The 21,788-nt window shown below is 62.9% G+C and carries 23 protein-coding genes and 1 tRNA gene; 10 read left to right on the plus strand and 14 right to left on the minus strand.

Translation table 11 applies throughout. The annotated features are described in order from the left end of the window. Positions 1-82: 82 nt before the first annotated feature. Positions 83-841, plus strand: a complete 759-nt coding sequence (locus FEV16_RS04550) for a GyrI-like domain-containing protein (protein WP_138166363.1) — start codon at positions 83-85, stop codon at positions 839-841. Between the two features lie 10 nt (positions 842-851). Here FEV16_RS04550 and FEV16_RS04555 read toward each other — a convergent pair whose 3' ends face one another. From FEV16_RS04555 to FEV16_RS04565, 3 genes are read right to left on the minus strand one after another with little or no spacing between them, the layout of a single operon-like run. Continuing rightward, a complete protein-coding gene (locus FEV16_RS04555; protein WP_138166364.1) occupies positions 852-1,733 on the minus strand; it encodes a hypothetical protein in 882 nt (293 codons plus the stop codon). Between the two features lie 17 nt (positions 1,734-1,750). Further along, positions 1,751-1,969 carry a helix-turn-helix transcriptional regulator gene (locus tag FEV16_RS04560; protein WP_138166365.1) on the minus strand — a complete coding sequence of 73 codons (219 nt, stop codon included), beginning with the start codon at positions 1,967-1,969 and terminating at the stop codon, positions 1,751-1,753. Beyond that, entirely contained in the window at positions 1,969-2,544 is a 576-nt protein-coding gene (locus FEV16_RS04565) for a DUF2975 domain-containing protein (protein ID WP_138166366.1), read from the minus strand. Before FEV16_RS04565 ends, FEV16_RS04560 begins: the two co-directional genes overlap by 1 nt. A gap of 87 nt (positions 2,545-2,631) precedes the next feature. Here FEV16_RS04565 and FEV16_RS04570 point away from each other — a divergent pair, with 87 nt between their 5' ends. Beyond that, on the plus strand, positions 2,632-3,228 hold the full coding sequence (locus tag FEV16_RS04570) for a hypothetical protein (RefSeq protein ID WP_138166367.1): 597 nt from the start codon (positions 2,632-2,634) through the stop codon (positions 3,226-3,228). A 48-nt stretch (positions 3,229-3,276) separates the two neighbouring features. Here the strand turns inward: FEV16_RS04570 and FEV16_RS04575 are convergent, their stop codons facing one another. After that, entirely contained in the window at positions 3,277-3,681 is a 405-nt protein-coding gene (locus FEV16_RS04575) for a DUF3592 domain-containing protein (protein ID WP_138166368.1), read from the minus strand. Continuing rightward, positions 3,678-4,868, minus strand: a complete 1,191-nt coding sequence (gene carA, locus FEV16_RS04580) for a glutamine-hydrolyzing carbamoyl-phosphate synthase small subunit (protein WP_138166369.1) — start codon at positions 4,866-4,868, stop codon at positions 3,678-3,680. Before carA ends, FEV16_RS04575 begins: the two co-directional genes overlap by 4 nt. 185 nt (positions 4,869-5,053) lie before the next feature. Here carA and FEV16_RS04585 point away from each other — a divergent pair, with 185 nt between their 5' ends. Continuing rightward, positions 5,054-5,503 carry a GatB/YqeY domain-containing protein gene (locus FEV16_RS04585; protein WP_138166370.1) on the plus strand — a complete coding sequence of 150 codons (450 nt, stop codon included), beginning with the start codon at positions 5,054-5,056 and terminating at the stop codon, positions 5,501-5,503. A 3-nt stretch (positions 5,504-5,506) separates the two neighbouring features. Here the strand turns inward: FEV16_RS04585 and thiD are convergent, their stop codons facing one another. The 6 genes from thiD to FEV16_RS04615 all read right to left on the minus strand — a co-directional run bounded on the left by thiD (position 5,507) and on the right by FEV16_RS04615 (position 12,020). Beyond that, the gene (thiD, locus tag FEV16_RS04590; RefSeq protein WP_138166499.1) at positions 5,507-6,310 is read right to left on the minus strand and encodes a bifunctional hydroxymethylpyrimidine kinase/phosphomethylpyrimidine kinase; all 804 of its coding nucleotides are present in this window, start codon (positions 6,308-6,310) and stop codon (positions 5,507-5,509) included. A 167-nt stretch (positions 6,311-6,477) separates the two neighbouring features. Further along, positions 6,478-7,482 (minus strand): WD40 repeat domain-containing protein, encoded by a 1,005-nt coding sequence (locus FEV16_RS04595; RefSeq protein ID WP_138166371.1) that lies wholly within the window; start codon positions 7,480-7,482, stop codon positions 6,478-6,480. Between the two features lie 2 nt (positions 7,483-7,484). Continuing rightward, on the minus strand, positions 7,485-8,714 hold the full coding sequence (locus tag FEV16_RS04600) for a hypothetical protein (protein WP_138166372.1): 1,230 nt from the start codon (positions 8,712-8,714) through the stop codon (positions 7,485-7,487). A gap of 124 nt (positions 8,715-8,838) precedes the next feature. Then, positions 8,839-10,014: a tRNA epoxyqueuosine(34) reductase QueG gene (gene queG, locus FEV16_RS04605; RefSeq protein ID WP_138166373.1), complete on the minus strand. Its 1,176-nt coding sequence runs from the start codon at positions 10,012-10,014 to the stop codon at positions 8,839-8,841. 1 nt (position 10,015) lies between these two features. Continuing rightward, the gene (locus FEV16_RS04610; RefSeq protein ID WP_138166374.1) at positions 10,016-11,221 is read right to left on the minus strand and encodes a histidine kinase dimerization/phosphoacceptor domain -containing protein; all 1,206 of its coding nucleotides are present in this window, start codon (positions 11,219-11,221) and stop codon (positions 10,016-10,018) included. Between the two features lie 115 nt (positions 11,222-11,336). Further along, a complete protein-coding gene (locus tag FEV16_RS04615; RefSeq protein ID WP_138166375.1) occupies positions 11,337-12,020 on the minus strand; it encodes a glutathione S-transferase family protein in 684 nt (227 codons plus the stop codon). 132 nt (positions 12,021-12,152) lie between these two features. Here FEV16_RS04615 and FEV16_RS04620 point away from each other — a divergent pair, with 132 nt between their 5' ends. Together FEV16_RS04620 and FEV16_RS04625 are read left to right on the plus strand one after the other, a co-directional pair. Beyond that, positions 12,153-12,875, plus strand: coding sequence for an SIMPL domain-containing protein (locus tag FEV16_RS04620; RefSeq protein ID WP_138166376.1), 723 nt, complete (start codon positions 12,153-12,155; stop codon positions 12,873-12,875). Positions 12,876-12,996: 121 nt separating this feature from the next. Next, positions 12,997-13,407 (plus strand): ArsC/Spx/MgsR family protein, encoded by a 411-nt coding sequence (locus tag FEV16_RS04625; protein ID WP_138166377.1) that lies wholly within the window; start codon positions 12,997-12,999, stop codon positions 13,405-13,407. A 218-nt stretch (positions 13,408-13,625) separates the two neighbouring features. Here FEV16_RS04625 and FEV16_RS04630 read toward each other — a convergent pair. Next, positions 13,626-13,701, minus strand: a tRNA-Ile gene (locus FEV16_RS04630). A 104-nt stretch (positions 13,702-13,805) separates the two neighbouring features. Here FEV16_RS04630 and FEV16_RS04635 point away from each other — a divergent pair. Beyond that, positions 13,806-14,459: a class II aldolase/adducin family protein gene (locus tag FEV16_RS04635; RefSeq protein ID WP_138166378.1), complete on the plus strand. Its 654-nt coding sequence runs from the start codon at positions 13,806-13,808 to the stop codon at positions 14,457-14,459. A 117-nt stretch (positions 14,460-14,576) separates the two neighbouring features. On the opposite strand, the gene mtnA is transcribed toward FEV16_RS04635, so the two are convergent. Then, positions 14,577-15,665, minus strand: a complete 1,089-nt coding sequence (gene mtnA, locus FEV16_RS04640) for an S-methyl-5-thioribose-1-phosphate isomerase (protein WP_138166379.1) — start codon at positions 15,663-15,665, stop codon at positions 14,577-14,579. A gap of 120 nt (positions 15,666-15,785) precedes the next feature. Here mtnA and FEV16_RS04645 point away from each other — a divergent pair, with 120 nt between their 5' ends. From FEV16_RS04645 to FEV16_RS04655, 3 genes are all read left to right on the plus strand, one after another. Continuing rightward, a complete protein-coding gene (locus FEV16_RS04645; protein ID WP_138166380.1) occupies positions 15,786-16,985 on the plus strand; it encodes a GNAT family N-acetyltransferase in 1,200 nt (399 codons plus the stop codon). 89 nt (positions 16,986-17,074) lie between these two features. Continuing rightward, positions 17,075-17,833 (plus strand): peptidase, encoded by a 759-nt coding sequence (locus FEV16_RS04650; protein ID WP_138166381.1) that lies wholly within the window; start codon positions 17,075-17,077, stop codon positions 17,831-17,833. Further along, positions 17,830-18,795 carry an L-threonylcarbamoyladenylate synthase gene (locus FEV16_RS04655; protein WP_138166382.1) on the plus strand — a complete coding sequence of 322 codons (966 nt, stop codon included), beginning with the start codon at positions 17,830-17,832 and terminating at the stop codon, positions 18,793-18,795. Before FEV16_RS04650 ends, FEV16_RS04655 begins: the two co-directional genes overlap by 4 nt. Before the next feature lie 66 nt (positions 18,796-18,861). Here FEV16_RS04655 and FEV16_RS04660 read toward each other — a convergent pair whose 3' ends face one another. Continuing rightward, positions 18,862-19,899 carry a hypothetical protein gene (locus FEV16_RS04660; RefSeq protein ID WP_138166383.1) on the minus strand — a complete coding sequence of 346 codons (1,038 nt, stop codon included), beginning with the start codon at positions 19,897-19,899 and terminating at the stop codon, positions 18,862-18,864. A 168-nt stretch (positions 19,900-20,067) separates the two neighbouring features. On the opposite strand from FEV16_RS04660, the gene pgi reads away from it, so the two are divergent. Next, the gene (gene pgi, locus FEV16_RS04665; RefSeq protein ID WP_138166384.1) at positions 20,068-21,702 is read left to right on the plus strand and encodes a glucose-6-phosphate isomerase; all 1,635 of its coding nucleotides are present in this window, start codon (positions 20,068-20,070) and stop codon (positions 21,700-21,702) included. The last annotated feature ends 86 nt before the right edge of the window (positions 21,703-21,788 follow it).

Genomic DNA, 21,788 nt, shown 5'->3' on the forward strand with positions numbered 1-21,788 from the left:
CGCCGAAGCGCCACTGCGTCCGACCGGATGCGCGTCGCATGTGCGCGTGAAAATGCCACGATGGCCGGTTAGGGCGCTGACGATGGAAGAAGAAACGGGCTTGCTGGACAGCCTGCGACGTCATTGGCGGGCGCTGGCGATTTTCACGATTCTCGTCGCGGGCGCCGCGATCTATTCCGAACGCGCGCTGTTTCAAAGCGGCGGCGTTGAGGAGGCGGAGAAGTCCGTCGCGCCGCAAACGCCTGTGGCGCCGCCGAGCGCTGCGCCCGACAAGAAATCTAGCGAGACGAGCGACGCCAAGCCTGGAGAGGCGCAGCCCGAGGCGAAGCCGGACGATGCGAGCCCGCCAGGGAGCGCCACGGACGAAGCGGCGCAGGCGGTGATGAGCCAGACCGTGACCGTCGACGCGCGGCCCGCCGCCGTGACCAAAGGGCAGGGCAAGTGGGAGGACGCGGCCAAGACGCTCTCCGACGCGATCGCCAAACTCAACGACGCCGTCGTCAAGGCGGGACTCGCAGCCAATGGCCGCCCCATCGCCGTCTTCACCAAGACTGACGACGCCGGTTTTTCCTTCGAGGCGATGTCGCCGCTCTCTGCGGCGCCCGAAGGCGCGCCCAAACTGCCTGAGGGCGTCAGCATCGGCGCTTCGCCCGCCGGCAAGGCGCTCAAATTCCAGCATCGCGGCGCCTATGACGAGATCGAGGCGACCTATGAGGCGATCGCCGCCTATCTCGACGAGAAGGGCCTCGACACAAAGGACCTCATCGTCGAGGAATATCTCACCGATTTTAAGGGCGACGACGCGACCGTCGACGTGGACATTTATGTGTTTTTGAAGTGACTTAGCGCCGTCAGTTGGCGGCGTCGCGCCGCGATTGCTGCGAAAGTTCGGCGACGAAACAGCGCCAAAGCGACGGCGCGCTTTCGCCAAAGGCCGACTCGAATGACGGCTCGAATGCTTCGCCAGCTTCGAGCGCCCGGAGCAGGCGCAGAAACGCCGTCTCGTCGCGCCTGCGCAGCCAGCCGACAAACATGCCAGCCTGCCGATAGGCGAGCCGCTGGCGCTGAGTGAGCGCGTCGAGCGCTGGATCGCGCGGCAATTCGCGCTCGAAGCCCAGCCTCGCGAAATCGATCCAACGCCGACCGTCGAGCACGACGCGATAGCCGTCGCGGATCGCCTGCGCAGCTTTGTCGTCGCTGACGCCCTCGGCGCCGCCGCCGTTCGACGCCATCACCGCAAGCCCCTCAGTGAACCATTGCGGCGGACGCGGCGCGGCCAGCGGCCGCCAGCTCGAGAAATGCACATGCGACAATTCATGCGTGAGGACGCCTTGAAGACGATCGCGCTCCTTACTGCAAAGCGTCGGCGACAAAAGCGCGGCGCCAGCGCGCGTCACGGCGGCGATGCCGGGATCGTCCATGCCGTTGGCGTTCGCGTAATTCTCGAAGGACGCGTAGACGCCCACCACAGGCGGGCGTGCGAAAGGCCTTCCGTGCGCGGACTCGATTTGCGCAATGGCGCGTGGCGCTAAGCGCGCAACGGCTTCGGCGCAGGCTCTCGCTTCAGGCTCGTAACGTATGCGCGCATCGTCATTGAAAGCGGGAAACAGGCGCGGATCGTTCCAGGCGGCGCGCGCGGCGAGGCGAAGCTCAGGTCGCAAAGCCAGCGCCAGCACGGCCGCTGCGATGAACGCAAGCCCGAAACCCCAAGCCCTAGCCATGATACGCGGCATGCCTGTCTTGCGCCTTCTTACGCAAATTTATCGTCTGGCCGATATTCAAGAATGTCGCCCGGCTGACATTGCAGAATTTCGCAGATTTTTTCGAGCGTGTCGAAGCGGACGCCCTTCACCTTGCCGGATTTCAGGAGGCTCACATTCTGCTCGGCGATGCCGATCTGCTGGGCGAGATCGCGCGAGCGCATTTTGCGCTTCGCCAGCATCACGTCGAGGTTGACGATGATCGGCATCAGACGATCTGCGAATGTTCGTCGGCGATGTCCGCCGCGGTTTTCTGGACATGCGCGAGCGCGAGAAGCGTCGCGAGCAGCATGAGCGTCGAAAGATCCTCAGGTCGCAAATAGACGGACACCATATGTGCGCCCGCCGCCTTATGCGCCGTGAGGATCAGCGACATCACCGGTCGAGCGGCGATATCGACGAGCGCTGCGCTGAGGCCCATCAGCGCAAGAGAGCGCAGCCATCCCGAAGCATCAGGCGTGAAGATGCGCCCCTCAAGATAGCCTGAGAATAATCTCCAGCCGGCGTAGCAGGCGACGACGAGCAACGCCCAGATTGCGAAGCTGAGGCCGAAGGCCGCGAGGCGCTGATAGACCGACATGCCTTCGACATCGACCTTGAGCGACGCAAATCGCGAGATGATCTGCGCCTCGTCGTTCCAGAATCTCACGATCGTAAAGAGTATCCAGAGGCAATAGACGACGAGCGCGAAGCGCAGCGCCTGGCAAAGCCAGCCGATGCGGCCGCGCAGCGAGTCGAGACGGCGGTCGTCGAGTGAAAGGACTGAATGATGGCAGTCGGTCATGTTGGTTTCTCCTTGAAGCCCTGACGTTGACACACGAAAAATTTAATGTCAAACATTAAAAAATAATCGATAAACATGAGTCACTCCATGTCGCGCATCGTCTGTCGCTTCTCCGCCATTGCATTCGCCGTATCCCTTGCCGCTTGCAGCCATGTGCCGGTCTCGACGATGTGGGCGCTGCGCAATTTCGACGCCGCCTCGGTTGACCCGACTGTGCTGCGGGCGGCGGTGCGCCTGCCCGAAACTTTCGAGCCGCAAAAGGGCGGCGTGACTTTGAAAATCGGCTGGTGGCGCGACGGCGAGGAGAAGGCGAAGCATGAGATGAGTTTCGCGCTTAAGGAAACTACGGCGCCCGAAGACGTCGCGCCGCTCGCTGGCGAGACGAAGGCCGGAACGCGCATTTACGCCTATCGCGTCGACCCGACTGATTATGCGGCGATCCGCGCCCGGCAGAGAGAATTTCTCGAAGAGAAGGCGCGCAATCCCGGCAAGACGCATGGTTCCTTCGGAGTCGGCGCCGAGGCCTGCCGACGCGGCGCATTCCCCGAAGGTCCGCTGCTGACGACAACTTTTCTGCGCACGCAGCCCGCCGGCGATTATCTCACCGTGCTCAGGAATGCCGACATGCGCGAGGCGGCGACCAAGGAAAAGCCGCTCGATGAACTCGTGCCGCTCTGCGTGTAATTCGTAAACAGAGCGCCGAGCGCTGTCACCACGACAAACTGACCATTCTCAGAACATCGATGCAAGCGGCTGCGGCAGTAGGTCGAACTCGACAGCAAGCAGCGCGATAAGAGTGGCAATCAGCGCAAAGTAGATGCTTTGACGCACGCGCGGCCGGAATACCCGAGCGAGTTCCGGACTTCCCTCAGGATAAATTACCTCGACAACGGCGTCGCGCGGCAGCCATGGCAAGCTTTTATACACACCGTCGACGAAGATGTGCTCATTTCCGGCGTCGTCAGCAAATTGCACGATCATGCTGTATGTGTCGCCGCTTTCGTTGCCTTGAACACGATGACCGCGCACCTCGCCAAATACGGTTCGAGTAGCACGGCCAACCCAACGCAAGTCCTGCCACGTAATATAGGCTAGCGTTGCAGCTACCAAAAAGGCGAAGACGCCCGCTGCGGTCACGCCGCCCGCGCCTTCTCCATCATCTCGACGAAGCGCTTAAAAAGATAGTGGCTGTCCTGCGGGCCGGGCGAGGCTTCGGGATGATGCTGCACCGAAAAGGCCGGCCGGTCGGTGAGCGCAATGCCGCAGTTTGAGCCATCGAAGAGCGAACGATGCGTCTCGACGGCGTTTTGTGGCAGGCTGTCGCGATCGACCGCGAAGCCGTGATTCATTGAAACGATCTCGACCTTGCCGGTGGTGAAATCCTTCACCGGATGATTGGCGCCATGATGGCCCTGCGGCATTTTCTTGGTCTTCGCGCCGACCGCGAGCGCCATCATCTGATGGCCGAGGCAAATGCCGAAGGTCGGAATTTTCGCTTCGAGCAAATCGCGGATCACCGGCGCGGCATATTTTCCGGTCTCGGCCGGATCGCCGGGGCCGTTCGAGAGAAAGACGCCGTCGGGCTTTAAGGCCAAGATTTCCTGACTCGTCGCCGTCGCGGGCGCGACCATGACTTCGCAATCCTGTTCGGCAAGAAGGCGCAGGATGTTGCGCTTCACGCCATAGTCGATCGCCACGACGCGATATTTGGGCGCGCCATTGCGCGCGCCATAGCCGCCGCCAAGACGCCATGTCGTCTCGCGCCAATCATAGCGCTCCTGTGAGCCGACGCTCGGCACGAGGTCCATGCCGTCGATTCCCGGCCAGGCGGCGGCCTTGGCTTTGAGCGCCGCAATGTCGAAGCGGCCATCCGGCGCATAGGCGATGACGGCGTTCTGCATGCCGCGCTCGCGAATAAGCGTCGTCAACGCGCGCGTGTCGATTCCGCAAAGGCCGACAATGCCGCGCGACGCGAGCCAATCGGCGAGGGGCGTCTCGGCGCGGAAATTCGAAGGATCGGTCGCCGGCGCGCCGAATATGGCCCCGACCGCGCCGGCGCTTCTGTCGAGATCGACGGTCTCGATATCCTCTTCATTGGTCCCGACATTGCCGATGTGCGGAAAGGTGAAGGTGACGATCTGCGCGGCGTAGGACGGGTCCGTGAGGATTTCCTGATAACCGGTCATGGCGGTGTTGAAGCAGACTTCGCCGACCGCTTGGCCGACGGCGCCCAGGCCATAGCCTTCGATCACCTCGCCGCTGGCGAGAACCAGCACGCCGGTGTGTATAGGTTTCTTCCAGCCATTATCTTGATCGAGGGTCATAAAAGGTCTCAGCGCTCCGGCGCGCCGCTCGCTTGACAGCGCTCTCGCCGCGCGTCATGGCCGGACTTGATCCGGCCATCCATGCCTGCGGCCTTACGTGGATGCCCGCGACAAGCGCGGGCAGAATGCGTTGGCTGCGGATGTAACGCATTGGCCCCAAAAATGGAAACCCCCAAGGATACAACATGCGCGAGAAGATTGCGGCGGACCTCAAGACGGCGATGAAGGCGGGCGAGCGCGCCAAGGTCGACGCGCTGCGGCTCATCAACGCCGCCTTAAAGGACAAGGACATCGAGGCGCGCGGCTCCGGCAAGACGCTCGGCGACGACGACGTGCTCGCGCTCCTGCAGAAAATGATCAAAAGCCGGCAGGAGTCGGTGGAAATCTATGAAAAGGCCGGCCGCACCGATCTCGCGGACAAGGAGAAGGGCGAGATCGCCGTTATTTCCGCCTATCTGCCGCAGCAGCTTTCGGAAGATGAAGTCGCCGAGGCGGTGAAGGCGGCGATCGCCGAGGTCGGCGCGACGTCGATCAAGGACATGGGCAAGGTCGTCGCCGCGCTCAAGTCGAGATACACAGGCCGGATGGATTTCGGCAAAGCCAGCGCGGCGGTGAAGGCGGCGCTGTCGGGGTAATTGCTAGCGCCACAGAGCATAAAAATGATGCGGCGGGCCGCGGCCGTCGCCGAGGCGAAGGCTATCCGCAGCTTCAAGTGCGCCTTCGAGCCAGACTTTCGCTGCAGCGATGGCGTCGATGAGCGGCGCGCCCTTGGCGAGTTCGCAGGCGATGGCGGAGGACAGGGCGCAGCCCGTCCCATGGGTGTTGCGCGTCGGAATGCGCCTCCCGCGAAAAATGCGCTTTTCGCCAGTCTCGAAGAGAACGTCGATCGGCTCGCCCTCGAGATCGCCGCCCTTGACCAGCACGGCGCGCGCCCCGGCCTCGCAAAGGAGACCCGCCTGCGCCGCCATCTCATCCGGGGTTTTTGCGAGCGGCGTTTGCGTGAGCGCGCTCGCCTCATGGAGGTTGGGCGTCACGAGTCGCGCAAGGGGCAGGAGGGTATCGACCAGCGCGCGCTCCAGCCCGGCCGAGGCGAGGGTGACGCCTTCAGTCGGGACAAGCACCGGATCGAGCACAATGTTGCGGGCCTCGTAACGTGAGAAGGCCTCAGCAACCGCATGCGCGATATCGGGCGTCGCGACCATGCCGATCTTGATGGCGTCGGGCGGAATGTCCGACAGCACCGCGTCCATCTGCGCGGCGACAATGTCAGGCGCGACAGGGTAGGCGGCTGTCACGCCGCGCGTGTTCTGCGCGGTTAGCGCGGTGATCGCCGCCATGCCGTAACAACCGAAGGCGGAAAACGTCTTCAGATCCGCCTGAACGCCGGCGCCGCCCGAGGGATCCGAGCCGGCGATAGAGAGAAGACGAGGGATTTTGGGCATATTCGTCACCTATCCGCCGTCATGGCCGGGCTTGGCCCGGCCATCCACGCCCATCGTGGCGGCAACTACTGCACCTATATGCAGCGTTCGTTCTTTTTCTCATGTGCAACGTTTTGGCGTGGATGCCCGCGACAAGCGCGGGCATGACGCTTCCCTAGGGCGGGCAGTCACCCCTTCGGCAGCGTCAGCACGCCGGCGTCGCCGTTTTCCGCGCCGAAGGCGAGCCGCGCGCCCTTCTCGTCCCAGGCGAGCGCGCCGATCCGCGCCTGGTCATGGTCCTGCGCGGGGCGGCGAACCAAAATTTCGGACCCGTCGGAAAGGCGCGCGAGCATGACGAGACCGTCGTCATAGCCGATCGCGACGACCAGAGCCGCGGGATGAAACGCGACGCGCGTCACGGTCGCCGAGTGGACGCCGCATTCGCGCGGCGCCTGGCCCATCGGCCCCTCCTTGCCCGAGAATGGCCAGACGATGCAGGCGTCGGCGCCTGACGTCGCCAGCCATTTCCCGTCATGCGACCAGGAAAAGCTGCGAGTCTTCCCCGGATATCCGGCCATGCGCATATTTTTGCCATCGGCGAGGCGCCAGCCATGGAGCGCATTCTCCTGCATGGAGGTCACAAGAAAGCGCCCATCGGGAGAGATGGTGGCGTCGAGGTGCGAGCCTGCCCAGGCGAGCGCTTCCGGCTTGCCAGCGTTTGGAAACCACAACGTCGCGCCGCCATAATGGGCGATGGCGAGCCGATAGCCCTTGGGAAAGAAGGCGAGGCCGCGCGAGGTCGAAGGCAGATCGAGCGATTTCTCCTCGCCCTTGGCTGAGCGCGCCCGCGCCGTCTTCCCAGCCGTCCAGGCGACCGCGCCGCCATGCGCGGCGAGGGCGTCGATCCATTTGCCTTTTTCGTCGCCGACGATCTCCATGACGCCATTGGCGTTGGTCGCGACGACGCGTCCGTCATCGCCGCCGGTGATGAGCCGGTCGCCGTCCTGCGCCGCGACGAGTATGGCGGCGTCCTCATGCGCCGGAATGCGACGTCCCTCGACGCCTTCGCCGAATTGGAGCGTCCCGTCGGCGAGCGCAAAGACAGGCTCGCCGCCGAGGAAAGCCGCGGCTGCGACGGGCTCGCCAAGCCCGATCGTTTCGACGTTGTCGGTGAGCGTCGATGACAGCGCCACGGCTATGGGCTGTCCTCGGCAGGCGCGCCCCAGCCGATGGGCAGACGCGGGCGACGTTTGCGGAACTGGCCGCGCATGACCAGCGCAAAGGCTATGGCGTCGAGACCGGCGAGCGTCAGCCACCAGAGCTGCTCGGCCGCCGGGCCGAAGAGACAGATCGCGAAGCCCGCGCCGAGCCCTCCGAGAAGGAAGGGCGCGAGCGCCGGACGCGACTCGCCAACGAAAAGACTGATGCGGGCAGCGACGAGGGCCGCGGCGGCCGCGCCGAGCACGCCGAGATCAAACCAGATTTTGAAGATGAGGCTGCGTGGAGTCGCTGGCGTGAGATAGCCCCCGAGCACGCCCCAGGTCGCCGAACCGAAGCCATGCCCGATCAGCGTGCGCCAGCCGTCGGCCTCAATCATCTGACCCCACAGCGCGAGATGCCTGAAAAAGCCGGGGGGACTCTCGGGCCAAGCGAGATATGCCCCATACGCGGCGAGCGGCGCGAGCAGCACGATCGCCGCCATTAGCACGGCAAGAATAATGGACATCGGCCGCGCGCGGCCAAATGCAGCCGCGAAGACCGCCGCTCCCGTGGCGAGCGCCGGCATCGCATTGGGGGCGCGCGAGAGATAGCAGGCAAGCGCCGTAGCGACGGCCAGCGCCGCAGCTGAATACCACCGGCCGCGGACGGCAAGCGCCCCCATCGCCGGCCATACGAGCAGGGCTAGCCCGAGGCCGGCGCGCCCCAATGGGCCCACATCGAGAATATCATCGAGCGTATACCGGGGCTTCAGCAGCAAAGTGACCGCGGCGAGCGCGATCGTCGCCGCGGCGACTCCGATGGGCAGCAGATTTAGGTTCGACGTCTTGGTGCGCAGTGGGAGAAATCCGGTGGCGAGCGCGACCAAAGCGAGCGTTGCGGCGATTTTTGCGAAACGTTCGGTGGGGCCCTCAAACGGAGTCCAAAGCAGCGATAGCGCCGTCCAGGCGGCAAGCAGTAGAGCCGCCAGGAAGGGCGGAGACAGTAGGATGGAGCGCATCGAACGCGCAGGGCCTTCCTCTGGCGTGATCGTCGCCGCGACGAGCAGCAGCGCCGCCCCGACCGGCAGCAGCACATAAACCGTCTGACGCGCCAAAATGGGCAAGGTCAGCGAGATCACGAACAATAAAAACACGCCGATCCGCAGCAGGAGGCGCGAGGCCTCCTCTGCGGGTTCGTCATTGTTGCGGCGCGAGAGGACAGACATGGGTAGGATGGGTCGAGATCTTATTTAGAGATTAGAACGAAATCGTCGCGGAGTAGCCCGCCGCACTGCAGTAAATCCGGGAAACGGCGCAATTTTTCGGCGACTGTGGCGCTTTTGCTATTGTCTAGGCCGCTTGGCGCCACTCCTGACGAACGATCTCGTCGGCTTCGCTCGCCAGTCTCTGGAGACGGAGTTCCGCCAAACGCGCTGGCGCCAGCCTGCCGAGCGCCCAGATGGCGGCTCCCCGGACGATAGCGGCGGGTTCTTCGACCAGCCGCTCGGCCTCGGCGGCAAGCTGCGGCCGGTCTGAATTGCCGATCGCGATCAGAACATTGCGCAAGAAGCGGTCACGCCCGACGCGTTTGATCGGCGAGCCGGCGAAGAGCGCTCGGAACGCTGCGTCGTCGAGCCGCGCCAATTGGGCAAGCGGCGGAGATTCGAATTCCGATCGCGCGGCGAGCTTCGCTTCGCGTCCCGCGCTTGCATATTTGTTCCAGGGGCAGACCGCGAGACAATCGTCGCAGCCGTAGATGCGATTGCCAATCTTGGCGCGAAATTCGAGCGGAATAGAGCCCTTGTGCTCGATGGTGAGGTAGGAAATGCAGCGCCGCGCATCAAGCTGATAGGGCGCTGGGAAGGCGGCGGTCGGACAGACATCGAGACATTTGTGGCAGGAGCCGCAATGGTCGCGTTCCGGCGGGTCGGGCGCAAACTGAAGACTCGTGAAGATTGCGCCAAGAAAGAGCCAGGAGCCGAAATCGCGCGAGACGAGATTGGTGTGTTTGCCTTGCCAGCCGATTCCGGCGGTCTGGGCGAGCGGCTTTTCCATCACGGGCGCCGTGTCGACGAAAACCTTTGCGTCGCCCGCGCCAGCGCGCCTGAGCATGAATCCAGCGAGCTGTTTCAGCCGACCCTTGATGAGGTCGTGATAATCGCGGTTACGCGCATAGACGGAAATGGTCGCGCAATCCGGCTTCATGAGAGACGCGAGCGGATCTAATTCGGGCCCATAGTTTAAGCCGACCATCACAACGCTTGTCGCTTCGGGCCAGAGCGCGCGTGGCGCTGTGCGCCGCTCAGCCGTCTCGCGCATCCAGTGCATGTCGCCGTGCGCGCCGTCCTGCAGCCATGTGCGCAGCCGATCGCCGTGCTCGGTCGCCATGTCCGCGCCCGTGAAGCGGCAGATGTCAAAGCCGAGATCGAATGCCTGAGCGCGGACCGCCTGCTCAAGCGTTTCCGTCGAAGGTCGTCGACAACCATGACCTGCCGGCGATGAGGCGTTCGAGACAGGCGCGTGCATGTCAGGAGGACCCTTGCAGAGGAATCGAGACGATGAACTCCGCGCCAGGATTGCGCCTTTTTATTTCGATCGTTGCGTTGAGCTGGCGCGTAAATGACGAGATGATCCGCATGCCGAGCCCTTTACGGTCGCGGGGATCAATATCGTCAGGCATTCCGGCGCCCTCGTCGCGCACTGACACGATGAAATTATTCTCGTCGGCCCGTGCGACCTTCACCGCGATAACGCCTGAATGGTTTTCATAAGCGTATTTCGCCGCATTGGCGATAAGTTCGTTGACGATGAGCGCGGTGGAAACAGCACGGTCTGTCGGAATGACAATGCCTTCGTCGATTTCAGTGCGCACGTCGCATTGCGCGACGCTTTCATCTAAGTCATGACAGAGCGCTTCGATGTATTTACCGATATCCATGCGCTCGACGTCGGAGCCCTGAGATAGCTGATCATGCGCCTTTGCGATGGCGTCGACGCGGTGTGACGCCTTATTGAGAAGTTCGGCGACCTGCCCGTCGTCGGCGTCATTCGCTTGCAGGCGAAGCATGCCGCCGACGATGGAAAGGCTGTTCTTCACACGATGATTCATTTCCTTGAGCAGCGCTTCGTTGCGCGCGAGCGCCGCTCTGAGCTTGCGCTCTTCGCGCTCGCGTTCGATCGCCATGCCTAGAATATTCGCGGCGCCCTGCAGAAAGGCGATGTCCTGCTCCACGAACTCTGTCTGTGAGCGGCTAGCGACCTCCAGCACGCCGAAAGGTTTCCCATCTCCCTGCAAGATCACATTCATGGCGCGGCGTACGCCGTGCCGATGCAGTATTTCAGGGGTCTTGAACCGCGTCTCGCTCTCGAGATGATTGGAGATGACCGGTTTGCCGCAGCGCAACGCGTATCCGGCGGGCGAATCAAGATTTGCGCTAATTTTGGCGACGCCGACGACGCCGGGACTCCAGCCCACGCCGGCGCGCACGCGAAACGTGTTCTCGGAGGGAAGCAGCTCCAGCACTTTGCAGAATTCCGTCTCAAGTCCTTGCGCCGTCAGCCGCACCGTGTCGTCAAGCAGCTGATCGAGCGAAGCCCTTTGAAGGGCGGTGACGCCAAGCTCCGCTAGTATCTCCTGCTGCCGAATGCACTGCTGTAGTCCGCGCGCTGGATCGCACCCTTCAGCCGCCTTCGACTGAACCTTTTCACTCCTGCGCTGGCTGGGTGCGCTCATACGATGGTCCCAGTTGGACGTTTACTTGCCTCATTCCACGAAATGCTTGTCAAGCGCGGCCACACATGGCCCATTGCAACAGCGGCGACTGAGCCGTTTGATCGACTGCGGGCAATCAAAAATCCAATTCCGCGTAAAAGCGGCCAGGCGTGAGGCCCGGCGCTCGGTAGGCCAAAAGCGGGCGAAAAGCGGGACGCGACTTGATGCGCTGATACCAGTGTTTCGCTGCTTCATCTTCCTCCCACGGCGCGTCGCCAAGATAGTCGGCGCACGAAATATGTGCAGCCGCAGCGAAATCGGCGTAGGTCAAACGATCTCCCGCGAGCCAATTGCGCGTATTAGTCAGATAGCCGATGTAGCGCATATGGTGACGAATATTGGCGCGCGCTACCCGCACCACGTCCATGTCTGGCGCTCCGCCGGAAGGAGCGTATCGTTTGTAAACTTTTTCAGTCATCAGCCAGTTGGTGACCTCGTCGAAAAACTTGACGTTGAACCAGTCGACGAGGCGACGCGTCTCGATGCGCGCAGCCATTTCCTGCGGTAGGAGCCTTTGCGAGCCGCGTTCGGCGCCATAGGTCTCGTCTATATATTCGGCGATGAGATTGGCGCCTGGCGCGACGGCGCCGTCATCGTCGACAAAGACCGGCGTGCGGCCAGCTGGGTCGAGCGCGAGAAATTCAGGTCGGCGGTCGCTCGCGCGCTCTTCGATGAGCGTGGCGTCTATTCCATATTCGGAAAGAATGAGCCGGATAAAGCGCGAATGAGGGCAGAGCGGGTGATGATAAAGCGTAGGCATGAGACTTTATTCGAGAGGGCGCGTAGCGACGATCGTGCCGCACTTCTGTATGATGTTTGGATTAGCGCCGCTAGCCGGCGGTTTTGCGGCTTTGATAAGCTCTTTGCCGCTCAGCTTTTTCTTGGATATGCCATGATTCGTTCACTCTTCGCACTTTCGCTCGGCCTGATGCTGTTCACGGCGGCGGCCGTCGCCGACACGCTAAAGGACGGCGTCCCAAATCTCTCTGTAGTCGGCGAGGCTTACGAAGACGTTGCGCCCGACGTGGCGGTTCTGCGTTTTGGCGTCGTCACTGAAAGGCCTTCCGCCGCGGACGCGACGGCGGAAAATGCGCGCGCGGTCGACGCTGTTCTTGGGGATCTGAAGAAAATGGGCGTCCCGAACGCCGAAATAGCGACGCAGGGCGTGACGCTCGCGCCGGTAACAACGGAAGAGCGGGATCCCAAAACCGGCAAACTCAAGGCCTCCCAAAAATTTTTCCGCGCTCGAAACGATTTGCGCGTGAGGGTGACGCCAGTTGAGAAGGCTGGCGAAATCGCCGGCAGTTTAATCGAGAAGGGCGTCAACAGCTTCGAAGGAATCGATTTTGAAATCGCTCATCCCAGGGAGAGGCTCGACGCATTGCGGCGCGAAGCGGTCAAAGATGCGGAACGCCAGGCGAAGATCTATGCGGAGGCGGCTGGGCTGCGGCTCTCCCGCGTGCTGGAAATTCGTCCGATTGAGGAGAGCGAGGTGCGCCCGCGCGCCTTCGCCGCGAAGGCCGCCGCGCCGTCCGGAACCATGGAAATCCCTCTGCGCCCAGGCCTCCAGCGCCTCTCGGCGCGCGTAAACATCGTCTGGGGACTCTCGCGTTAGATTGCGTTTGCCTCCTCAAGCGGCGAAGCGCCCGCAATTTGCTCGATTGAGGCCATTTCGCGCTGCACAATTTTGCGCTAGGCTCTCGTCAGCGACTGGTGGGCGCTGTGAGGGGTCGCGGATGGCTCACGTCATTTTCTATGAAAAGCCGGGCTGCGCTGGAAACGCGCGGCAGAAGGCGCTGTTACGCGCCTCAGGACATGAGGTCGAGGCGCGAAACCTCCTGACCGAGCCCTGGAGTCCGTCTAGCCTGCGCCCTTATTTCGGGGCCAAGCCAGTGCCGGAGTGGTTCAACGTCTCATCGCCGCGCATCAAATCCGGCGAAATCGATCCCGACAAAGTCACCCCGCAAGAAGCGCTGGTGATGATGATCCTCGACCCGCTGCTCATCCGTCGGCCGCTCATGCGCATCGGCGACCATTGTGAGGCGGGTTTCGATCAAAAGGCTGTCGATCGGTGGATCGGACTGAAGCAGACCGACGAGGCGGTTGGCGATGACTGCGTGCGCTCAATCGCGAGCGACGCCGCCTAGCCTGATTAGCCATAAACGAGCGATCAAAGGTTGTGGCGCGGGACAAACGCGCGCCTTCAGGCGTTCGCGCGATGGCTCCAAGAGGCGCACGAAGCCTATGCGCGAGCGGCCGCCAACTTATTGGCGACTTCGCTAGGCGTGCGTAACGCGTCTCCGGGGGCAAATCTGGGGACGATGGCGACTTCGCCGGCTTCGCCGCGCTTAAATGGCTGATTTCTTGGTGGGCCGGGCAGGACTCGAACCTGCAACCAGACCGTTATGAGCGGCCGGCTCTAACCATTGAGCTACCGGCCCCGAGACGGGGACGCCCCTCCTATACCGCAACAAGAGCGCGTGCAATATCGCTTGCTTGGCCGGCCGCTTGTCATTCGCCGCGTCGCGCCTGTAAGGCTTCTCGCATGAACGAGCGCGACGAACGCGCGGCGATCGTCGACGCCGCGCAGGAGATGGAGCGGCTGGGGCTAAATCACGGCTCGGCAGGCAATCTGTCGGTGCGCGTTGGCGACGCGGCGCTCGTCACGCCGAGCGGCGTTCCAAGCCGCGAACTCTCGCCAGAATTGATCGCGCGCATGCCGCTTGCGGGCGAGGGAGACTTCGACGGGCCGCTGCCGCCGTCGAGCGAGTGGCGCTTTCATCTCGACATCTATCGCGCCCGGCCGGACGTGAACGCCATCGCGCATATGCATTCGCCCTATGCGACGACGATCGCAACCTTGCGGCGCGAGATTCCCGCCGTGCATTACATGATCGCGGCTTTCGGCGGTCCGACGGTGCGCTGCGTCGATTATGCGCCCTATGGCACGGCGGAGCTGTCGCGGCTCGTTGTCGCCGGGCTTAAAGATCGCGACGGCGTGCTCCTCGCCAATCACGGCGCCATCGTCACCGGCGCGAATATGCGTAGAACCCTGTGGCGCGCCGTTGAGCTCGAAGCGCTTGCGCAAGTCTTCTACCTTGGAGCGCTTGCTGGCGAGCCTGTCGTGCTTTCCGATGATGAAATCATGCGCACGGTGGAGCGCTTCAAGAATTATGGAACGCGCGAGACATTGAAATAGTGGCCGCATGTCATTCCCGGCGAACCGGAGGTTCGATCGGAAATCGGGCGGCGCTTTGTTCTGGATTCCGAGCGCGTTACGCGCGTTGGGAATGACAAATTCGAGCGTCGATGACAGCTAACCGGCAAGATCGGGAAACAACCCCTTGAGACCTTCCTCGGTGGCGGCGCAAACGCCGCGCTCGGTGATCAATCCCGTAACGAAACGGGACGGCGTCACGTCGAAACCGAAATTGCGCGCTGGCGAACCGTCTGGCGTGAGCTGAATTTCGATCGGCGCGCCGTCGGCGCCGCGGCCGCTGATATGGGTGACTTCTCGCGCGCTGCGCTCTTCGATGGGAATATCGCGTATTCCGTCGGCGATACGCCAGTCGACGGTCGAAGACGGCAGCGCGACATAAAACGGCACGTCATTGTCGTGCGCCGCGAGCGCCTTGAGGTAAGTGCCGATCTTGTTGCATACGTCGCCGGCGCGCGTCGTGCGGTCGCTGCCAACGATGATGAGATCGACGAGGCCATGCTGCATCAAATGGCCGCCGGCGTTATCGGCGACGACAGTGTGCGGGACCTCTTCGCCTAAGAGTTCGAAGGCCGTGAGGCTCGCGCCTTGATTGCGCGGGCGCGTCTCGTCGACCCACACATGAATCGGCGCGCCCTGCCGCGCGGCGGTGTAGATCGGCGCGAGCGCCGTGCCCCAATCAACCGCGCACAGCCAGCCGGCGTTGCAATGAGTGAGAATGTTGACGGGGCCGTCGCTGCGCCGCGCTTTGTGGATGAGCTCGGCCCCCGCGCGGCCGATGGCCTGGCAGGCGGCGATGTCTTCTTCCGCGATCTTAGCGGCTTCGGCATAGGCGAGATCGGCGCGGTCGGAGACCGGAGCCGCGAGCAGAAGCGCACGCAGCCGGTCCAGCGCCCAGCGCAGATTGACGGCTGTCGGCCGCGTGGCGAGCAGCGTGGCATGGGCGCTCTTGATGGCCGCGTCGCTCGGATCGCGCCATGCGGCGAGCGCCATGCCATAGGCGCCGGTGACGCCGATCAGCGGCGCGCCGCGCACTGTCATGTCGCTGATCGCGGCGGCGGCGTCTTCGCAACTCGCGAGCGTTCTGGTCTCAAAACGATGCGGCAGGCCGGTCTGATCGATGACATGAACCCGCCGCCCGTCCGAGACGGGCCAAATTGTTCTGTAGTCGCGGCCGTTGATTTTCATGCTTCTCGCTTTTTGTCTGCTCAAAAGTCGCGCTTGGCGGATTTCGCCAGCCGCGCCATGTTAGAGGGCGCCGCGACGCCATGCTAGAAGGCTTTAAACCGCGGCTGCTTCACTGGACACATGACGCATAAATTTTTGGCGCAAAGATTTTCGGTTCGATACGCCGAATCGCTCGGATCGATTACGGCAAAAGACTGGGACGCCTGCGCGAATCCGCGAGGCCCGCCGGATTCGGTCGGCGAGCGATACAATCCTTTCGTCTCGCATGCGTTCCTGCGCGCGCTTGAAACGTCAAAATCGGTCGGCGGCCGCACTGGCTGGACGCCGGCGCACGCGCTCGTCGAGGATTCGCTAGGGCGTCTTGTCGCCTGCGCGCCGGCCTATATCAAGACGCATAGCCTCGGCGAATATGTCTTCGACCACAATTGGGCGCGAGCCTATGAGCTCGCCGGCGGGAGCTACTATCCGAAAATTCAGGTCGCGGTTCCCTTCACGCCGGTGGCGGGGCGTCGCCTGCTGATTGCGAAGGATGCGCCCGACGGCGCGCGCGAGGCGCTGATCGTCGCCTTGCAGGGATTGCGGAAAGCGAGCGGCGCATCCTCCATCCATGTCACATTCTGCACCGAAGATGAGCGCGTCGCCTTGAGCGGCGCCGCGTTCGTCTACCGCGCCGGAGAACAATTCCACTTCGTCAACGAAGGTTACGGCGACTTCGAGGATTTCCTGTCTCGTCTCACTGCGCGCAAGCGCAAGGTTATCAAGCGCGAGCGGCGTGAAGCGCTTGGCGATGATATCGCGATCGATCTTCTTACCGGCGCTGACATTCGTTCAGAGCATTGGGACTCGTTTTTCGAGTTCTACATGGACACTGGCGCGCGCAAATGGGGCAGCCCCTATCTGACCCGCGCCTTCTTCGACGAGATCGGCGCGCGTATGCCGGACCGCATCTTGCTGGTGATGGCGCGACGCGGCTCCCGGCACATCGCCGGCGCGATCAATTTCCTTGGAGACGACGCGATCTATGGGCGGAATTGGGGCGCTGTAGAGGAGGTCCCATTTCTGCACTTTGAGGTCTGCTACTATCAGGCGATCGAATTTGCGATCCGACACGGCTACAAGCGCGTCGAGGCCGGCGCCCAGGGCGAGCATAAAATCGCGCGCGGCTATCGGCCGGTGATCACCCATTCGGCCCACCACTTCGCCGACTCTCGCTTCGCCGAGGCGGTTTCGGACTATTTAGCGCGAGAGCGCGAGGCGGTGACGGACTGGGCCGCCGAGCACACGGCCGAGCTTCCTTATAAAGTCGAGAATGGCGGCTGATTTTGTCGCCCTGTGGCTCCGCCGCACTTGTGCCCTGGCCTGAAACTTGTAAGTCCTGGACCGTTTGGCGCGAACGGCTGCGGAATCATATGACCTATTGTTGCGGCATTCTCGTGCGCGATGGACTGGTGATGATCGCCGATACGCGCACCAACGCCGGGCTCGACAACATCTCGACCTTCCGCAAGCTGTATCTCTTCGAGCGGCCGGGCGAGCGCGTGCTGATGCTTGCCGCCTCGGGCAATCTCTCGGTGACTCAGGGCGTCGTCAATCTGATCAGCGACGGAATCGAGGATTCCGAGAGCGGCGTCGTCGAAAACGTCATGAACTCTCCCAACATGCTGCATGCCGCGCAGCTCGTGGGGCGCGCCGTGCGCCTGTCGCGCGCCCAGACGGGCAGCGCAGAGGGGGAGCCAGCGGCGCAAGGCGTCAATTTCGACGTGTCGCTGCTGCTCGGCGGTCAGATTGCCAGCGGTCCGCTCCGTCTCTTCATGATCTACACTGCCGGCAACAGCATCGAATGTACTCCCGACACCAACTATCTGCAGATCGGCGAGCACAAATATGGAAAGCCCATTCTCGACCGTGCGGTCACCTATGACACCGACATTTATGACGCGCTGAAGATTGGGCTCATTTCCATGGATTCGACCATGCGCTCGAATCTTTCGGTCGGCATGCCGATCGATATCGCGCTGCTGCGTCGCGACGCGCTGCAGATCGAAGTCTCGACGAGGATCAGTTCGGACGACCTCTATTTTCGTGACTTGCGGAACAGCTGGTCGAAGGCGCTGCGCGAGGCGCATATGGCGATCCCGAAGCCGCCTTATCGCGGCCACAACGCGTGACAGTCGTTTTGCCGGCCGACGCCGCAGCGATCGCCCGCGCCGCGGCGATCCTGCGTGAGGGCGGGCTGGTCGCCTTTCCGACCGAGACCGTCTATGGCCTGGGCGCAGACGCCACGGAGGCATGGGCGGTCGCAAGGATCTATGACGCCAAGGACCGGCCTTCGTTCAATCCGCTGATCGCTCATGTCGCCGATCTCGACGCCGCGCGCCGGGAGGCGGCGCTGCCTGAGCCCGCATTGCGTCTCGTCGAGGCGTTCTGGCCGGGGGCGCTGACGATCGTCGCGCCTGCCGCGCCGAGCGGGTCGGTCTGCGATCTCGCCCGCGCCGGCCTGCCGAGCGTCGCGGTTCGTATTCCCGCACATCCTGTCGCGCAAGCGCTGTTGGCCGCGGTGGGCCGGCCGATCGCCGCGCCGTCAGCCAACCGCTCCGGCCATGTCAGTCCGGTGACGGCCGCGCATGTCGCCGAAGACCTTTCGGGCAGGGTCGACATGATCCTGGACGGCGGCCGTACCCCGGCGGGATTGGAGTCGACGATCGTTTCGTTCTGCGAAGATTCTCCCGCTCTGTTGCGCCCCGGCGCGGTCGCGCGGGAGGCGATCGAGAAAATCCTCGGCGAGAAGCTCGCGGCGCCGGAGCGCGCTGAAATCCTGGGGCCAGGCATGACGCCCTCCCATTACGCGCCGGCTGCGCGCCTGCGGCTTGAGGCTCACGAACTCGAAGAAGGCGAGGCGGCGCTCGATTTCGGCGGCAGACTTGCAGCGCGCGCCCAGGCCGGCGTTTTCGTTCTCGACCTCTCGCCATCGGGCGACCTCGTCGAGGCGGCGGCCAATCTCTTCGCATATTTGCGGGAATTCGACGCGCGCCGCATCGCCAATGTCGCCGTCGCGCATGTGCCTGAGCGAGGACTGGGCGAGGCGATCAATGATCGGCTGCGGCGCGCCAGCGCGCCGAGGCTCGATTAGATCAGCTGCGTTGAGGCGGAATCGCCTAAACGCAGCGTGATCGATTTCAAAAGCTTAGAGCGCGCTCTAGGCCGCGAGCGCCGTCGGCGTCGCCGCGCGCAGGCAGAAGTCCTGCGTCGCTGGCGTCGGCTGACCCTTGACATAGGGGCACTCGTAGCCGCGCGCCGCGAAGTCGCCCGCGCCAACGGCGCACATTTCCACTGCTAGCCGCGTCAGGCGATTAAGCACGGGCTCGCGCACCCATGAAAACCGCGGCGCATCGTGCGAAACCGCGTGCATCGCCGCCTTGCGGCTCACGTTATTCTCATAGCTCATGCGCGCCTGCCAGCCAGCCTGCGGCTCCTGCCAATCGTTGACGACGATGACGGGTCCGCGCAGAACGCGCGCATCGCGTTCCGTGCGCTCGATCAGCGCCATCTCTCCGCGTCTGACGCCCGCGAGGGTGAAGAGCGTCGGACGCGCGAGAGGCGCGCTGGCGATGCAATCGACGGCCTCGTCGAAATTCGCGCAATTTTCAAACGCGTAGCGCAGCAGATGGTCCGACGGCCAGCCTTCGCTTGCAAAGGCGTCGTGGAGATTAAGCGCGGCGTCATAAGCGAAGCCGAGCGCGCCTTGAGTGCGCCGCTTCATCGGCGCCTGATTGATCGAGGCGCAAAAGCGGCCAGGCGCCATGGCGCTGAGCACGCCGACGGCGCCAGGCCAGGTGGCGTTATAAAATTCGCCGGCTGCGCCAGATTGCCAAGCGATTTCGACAGCCTTGCCGAGACCGTGGAATGGCCAGTCGAGCGTCCGGCGCAGGCGCGGCAGACCGCGTTCATCCTCATAGGCTTGCGTGGTGCAGGCGAAGAGATAGGACATGTTCAGCGTCATCGCGCCGGGAAAGCCGAGAATGGCGGCGATGCGTTCGAGTTCGGCGCGATAAGCGGAGGCGGAGCGCTTCAGCCAGTTCGCCGCAATACGGTCGATCGGCGAAAGGCAAACTCGGCTAACCGGCGCGACCATGCCAAGACAGGCCTTGCGAAGCGCCGCCGCCGCATCAATCCGCGCCTGCGCATGGGCGACCGGTCCGCCGTCACGCACGTCGAGGAAGGGAATCGCGTCCATGGTCGTCCTGCTGTCAGAAAAGCGTCATGCAACGGATATGGATTTCACATCCCGCTGTCACAATACAGTAAAAATTTAGGGGCCGTCGCCGCGCTGTAAAGAGGCGGTCTTTGCTGTCGAATCTGTTACAAAACTTGCCGAGGATGCTGCTTGCTTATCGAGAAACGAATGTCGGACGCCGTTGCCGTCGCTTTTGACGCATTGAAATTTCACGCCTCCGCTTTGGAGCGGACGCGGACGCTCGATCTCTTTGCTGAAGACCCGACACGCTTCAAAAATTTCAGCGTCAAGCTCGATGATCTTCTCTTCGATTTCTCGAAACACCGAGTGACTCGCGAGACGATCGCGCTGCTGATTTCATTGGCCAAGTCACGCAACCTCGACGCAAGGCGCGAAGCGCTATTCTCTGGCGAACCCATCAACAATACCGAGAAGCGCGCCGCCATGCATATGGCGCTGCGCGATCTCTCGCCTCGCCCGCTTCTTGTTGGCGGCGAAAATATGCGCCCGCTGATCGAAGCTGAGCGCGAAAAAGTTTTCGCCTTCGCGCGCGCGGTTCGCGCTGGCGAGGCGCGCGGCGCGACGGGCGAGGCATTCAGCGACGTCGTCAATATCGGGATCGGCGGTTCTGATCTCGGCCCTGCGATGGCCTCGCGCGCGCTCCCGCCCTTTTCGGGCGAGGGACCGCATATGCATTTCGTCGCCAATGTCGACGGCGCCGATCTCGCCGACACGCTGCAAGATCTCGACCTTGCGCGCACGCTGTTCGTCATCTCGTCGAAAACTTTTACGACGCAGGAGACGATGGCGAATGCAAGAAGCGCGCGCGCCCGCGTGGTCGCGGCGCTTGGCGAAACGGCGGTGAAAGCGCATTTCGCGGCCGTCTCGACGCGGCTCGACAAGGTCGCCGAATTCGGAATCGATCCTGCGCGCGTTTTCGGGTTCTGGGATTGGGTTGGCGGGCGCTATTCGCTTTGGTCTTCGATCGGCCTTGCGCTCGCTATCGCCGTAGGGCCCGAACACTTCCTGGGGTTTCTGCAAGGTGGCAACGATATCGATAGGCATTTCGTAGAAGCGCCGCTGGAACAAAATATCCCCGCGCTGATGGCGCTGCTCGGCGTTTGGCACAGGAACGTTAAGGGGCGCGGCGCGCATGCGGTCATCCCCTATGATCAACGTCTCGCGCGCTTTCCTGCCTATCTGCAACAGCTCGACATGGAATCGAACGGCAAGTCGGTGACGCGCGAAGGCGCGCCCGTCCGCTATAAAACCGGCCCCGTGATTTTCGGCGAACCGGGCACAAATGGGCAGCACGCGTTCTTTCAGCTTCTGCATCAAGGAACCGATATTATTCCGATCGATTTCCTTGTCGCCGCAGAACCGACCGCTGCCGATGAACATCATCATGAACTGCTTTTCGCCAATTGTCTGGCGCAGGCCGAAGCCTTTATGCGCGGGAGAACTCTCAAAGAAGCAAAGGCGCAATTGCGCGGGCAGGGGCTGAGCGAAGAAGAAGTCGATCGGCTTGCGCCGCACAAGGTTTTTCCGGGCGATCGTCCATCGAGCGTGCTGCTCTATCGCCGGCTCGATCCGCGCACGCTTGGTCGCCTCATCGCGCTTTACGAGCACAAGGTCTTCGTTCAGTCGGTGATCTGGGACATTAACCCTTTCGACCAGTGGGGCGTTGAACTTGGCAAGGAACTCGCCAACCGTCTGGCGCCGATCATCGAGAACAAGGACGAATCCACGCAAGGGCTGGACGGATCGACGGCCGGGCTAATCGAGTGGCGGCGTTCGCACTAAGCCAACCATCATTGCGCCTTCGCCTTGAACTGGATTCCCGATCGGGCCTTTGGCCTGCCGGGAATGACATTCCAGTAGTTGTCATT

This window comes from Methylocystis sp. B8 (assembly GCF_005771425.1).
GTDB lineage: Bacteria > Pseudomonadota > Alphaproteobacteria > Rhizobiales > Beijerinckiaceae > Methylocystis.

Coding starts and splice junctions, on each gene's coding strand:
- FEV16_RS04620 (WP_138166376.1), top strand. CDS start 12,153: ATGATTCGTTCACTCTTCGCACTTTCGCTCGGCCTGATGCTGTTCACG.
- FEV16_RS04625 (WP_138166377.1), top strand. CDS start 12,997: ATGGCTCACGTCATTTTCTATGAAAAGCCGGGCTGCGCTGGAAACGCG.
- FEV16_RS04615 (WP_138166375.1), bottom strand. CDS start 12,020: ATGCCTACGCTTTATCATCACCCGCTCTGCCCTCATTCGCGCTTTATC.
- queG (WP_138166373.1), bottom strand. CDS start 10,014: ATGCACGCGCCTGTCTCGAACGCCTCATCGCCGGCAGGTCATGGTTGT.
- thiD (WP_138166499.1), bottom strand. CDS start 6,310: ATGCCCAAAATCCCTCGTCTTCTCTCTATCGCCGGCTCGGATCCCTCG.
- carA (WP_138166369.1), bottom strand. CDS start 4,868: ATGACCCTCGATCAAGATAATGGCTGGAAGAAACCTATACACACCGGC.
- FEV16_RS04555 (WP_138166364.1), bottom strand. CDS start 1,733: ATGCCGCGTATCATGGCTAGGGCTTGGGGTTTCGGGCTTGCGTTCATC.
- FEV16_RS04660 (WP_138166383.1), bottom strand. CDS start 19,899: ATGGACGCGATTCCCTTCCTCGACGTGCGTGACGGCGGACCGGTCGCC.
- FEV16_RS04560 (WP_138166365.1), bottom strand. CDS start 1,969: ATGCCGATCATCGTCAACCTCGACGTGATGCTGGCGAAGCGCAAAATG.
- FEV16_RS04570 (WP_138166367.1), top strand. CDS start 2,632: ATGTCGCGCATCGTCTGTCGCTTCTCCGCCATTGCATTCGCCGTATCC.
- FEV16_RS04635 (WP_138166378.1), top strand. CDS start 13,806: ATGAACGAGCGCGACGAACGCGCGGCGATCGTCGACGCCGCGCAGGAG.
- FEV16_RS04565 (WP_138166366.1), bottom strand. CDS start 2,544: ATGACCGACTGCCATCATTCAGTCCTTTCACTCGACGACCGCCGTCTC.
- mtnA (WP_138166379.1), bottom strand. CDS start 15,665: ATGAAAATCAACGGCCGCGACTACAGAACAATTTGGCCCGTCTCGGAC.
- FEV16_RS04600 (WP_138166372.1), bottom strand. CDS start 8,714: ATGTCTGTCCTCTCGCGCCGCAACAATGACGAACCCGCAGAGGAGGCC.
- FEV16_RS04650 (WP_138166381.1), top strand. CDS start 17,075: ATGACCTATTGTTGCGGCATTCTCGTGCGCGATGGACTGGTGATGATC.
- FEV16_RS04610 (WP_138166374.1), bottom strand. CDS start 11,221: ATGAGCGCACCCAGCCAGCGCAGGAGTGAAAAGGTTCAGTCGAAGGCG.
- FEV16_RS04645 (WP_138166380.1), top strand. CDS start 15,786: ATGACGCATAAATTTTTGGCGCAAAGATTTTCGGTTCGATACGCCGAA.
- pgi (WP_138166384.1), top strand. CDS start 20,068: ATGTCGGACGCCGTTGCCGTCGCTTTTGACGCATTGAAATTTCACGCC.
- FEV16_RS04585 (WP_138166370.1), top strand. CDS start 5,054: ATGCGCGAGAAGATTGCGGCGGACCTCAAGACGGCGATGAAGGCGGGC.
- FEV16_RS04550 (WP_138166363.1), top strand. CDS start 83: ATGGAAGAAGAAACGGGCTTGCTGGACAGCCTGCGACGTCATTGGCGG.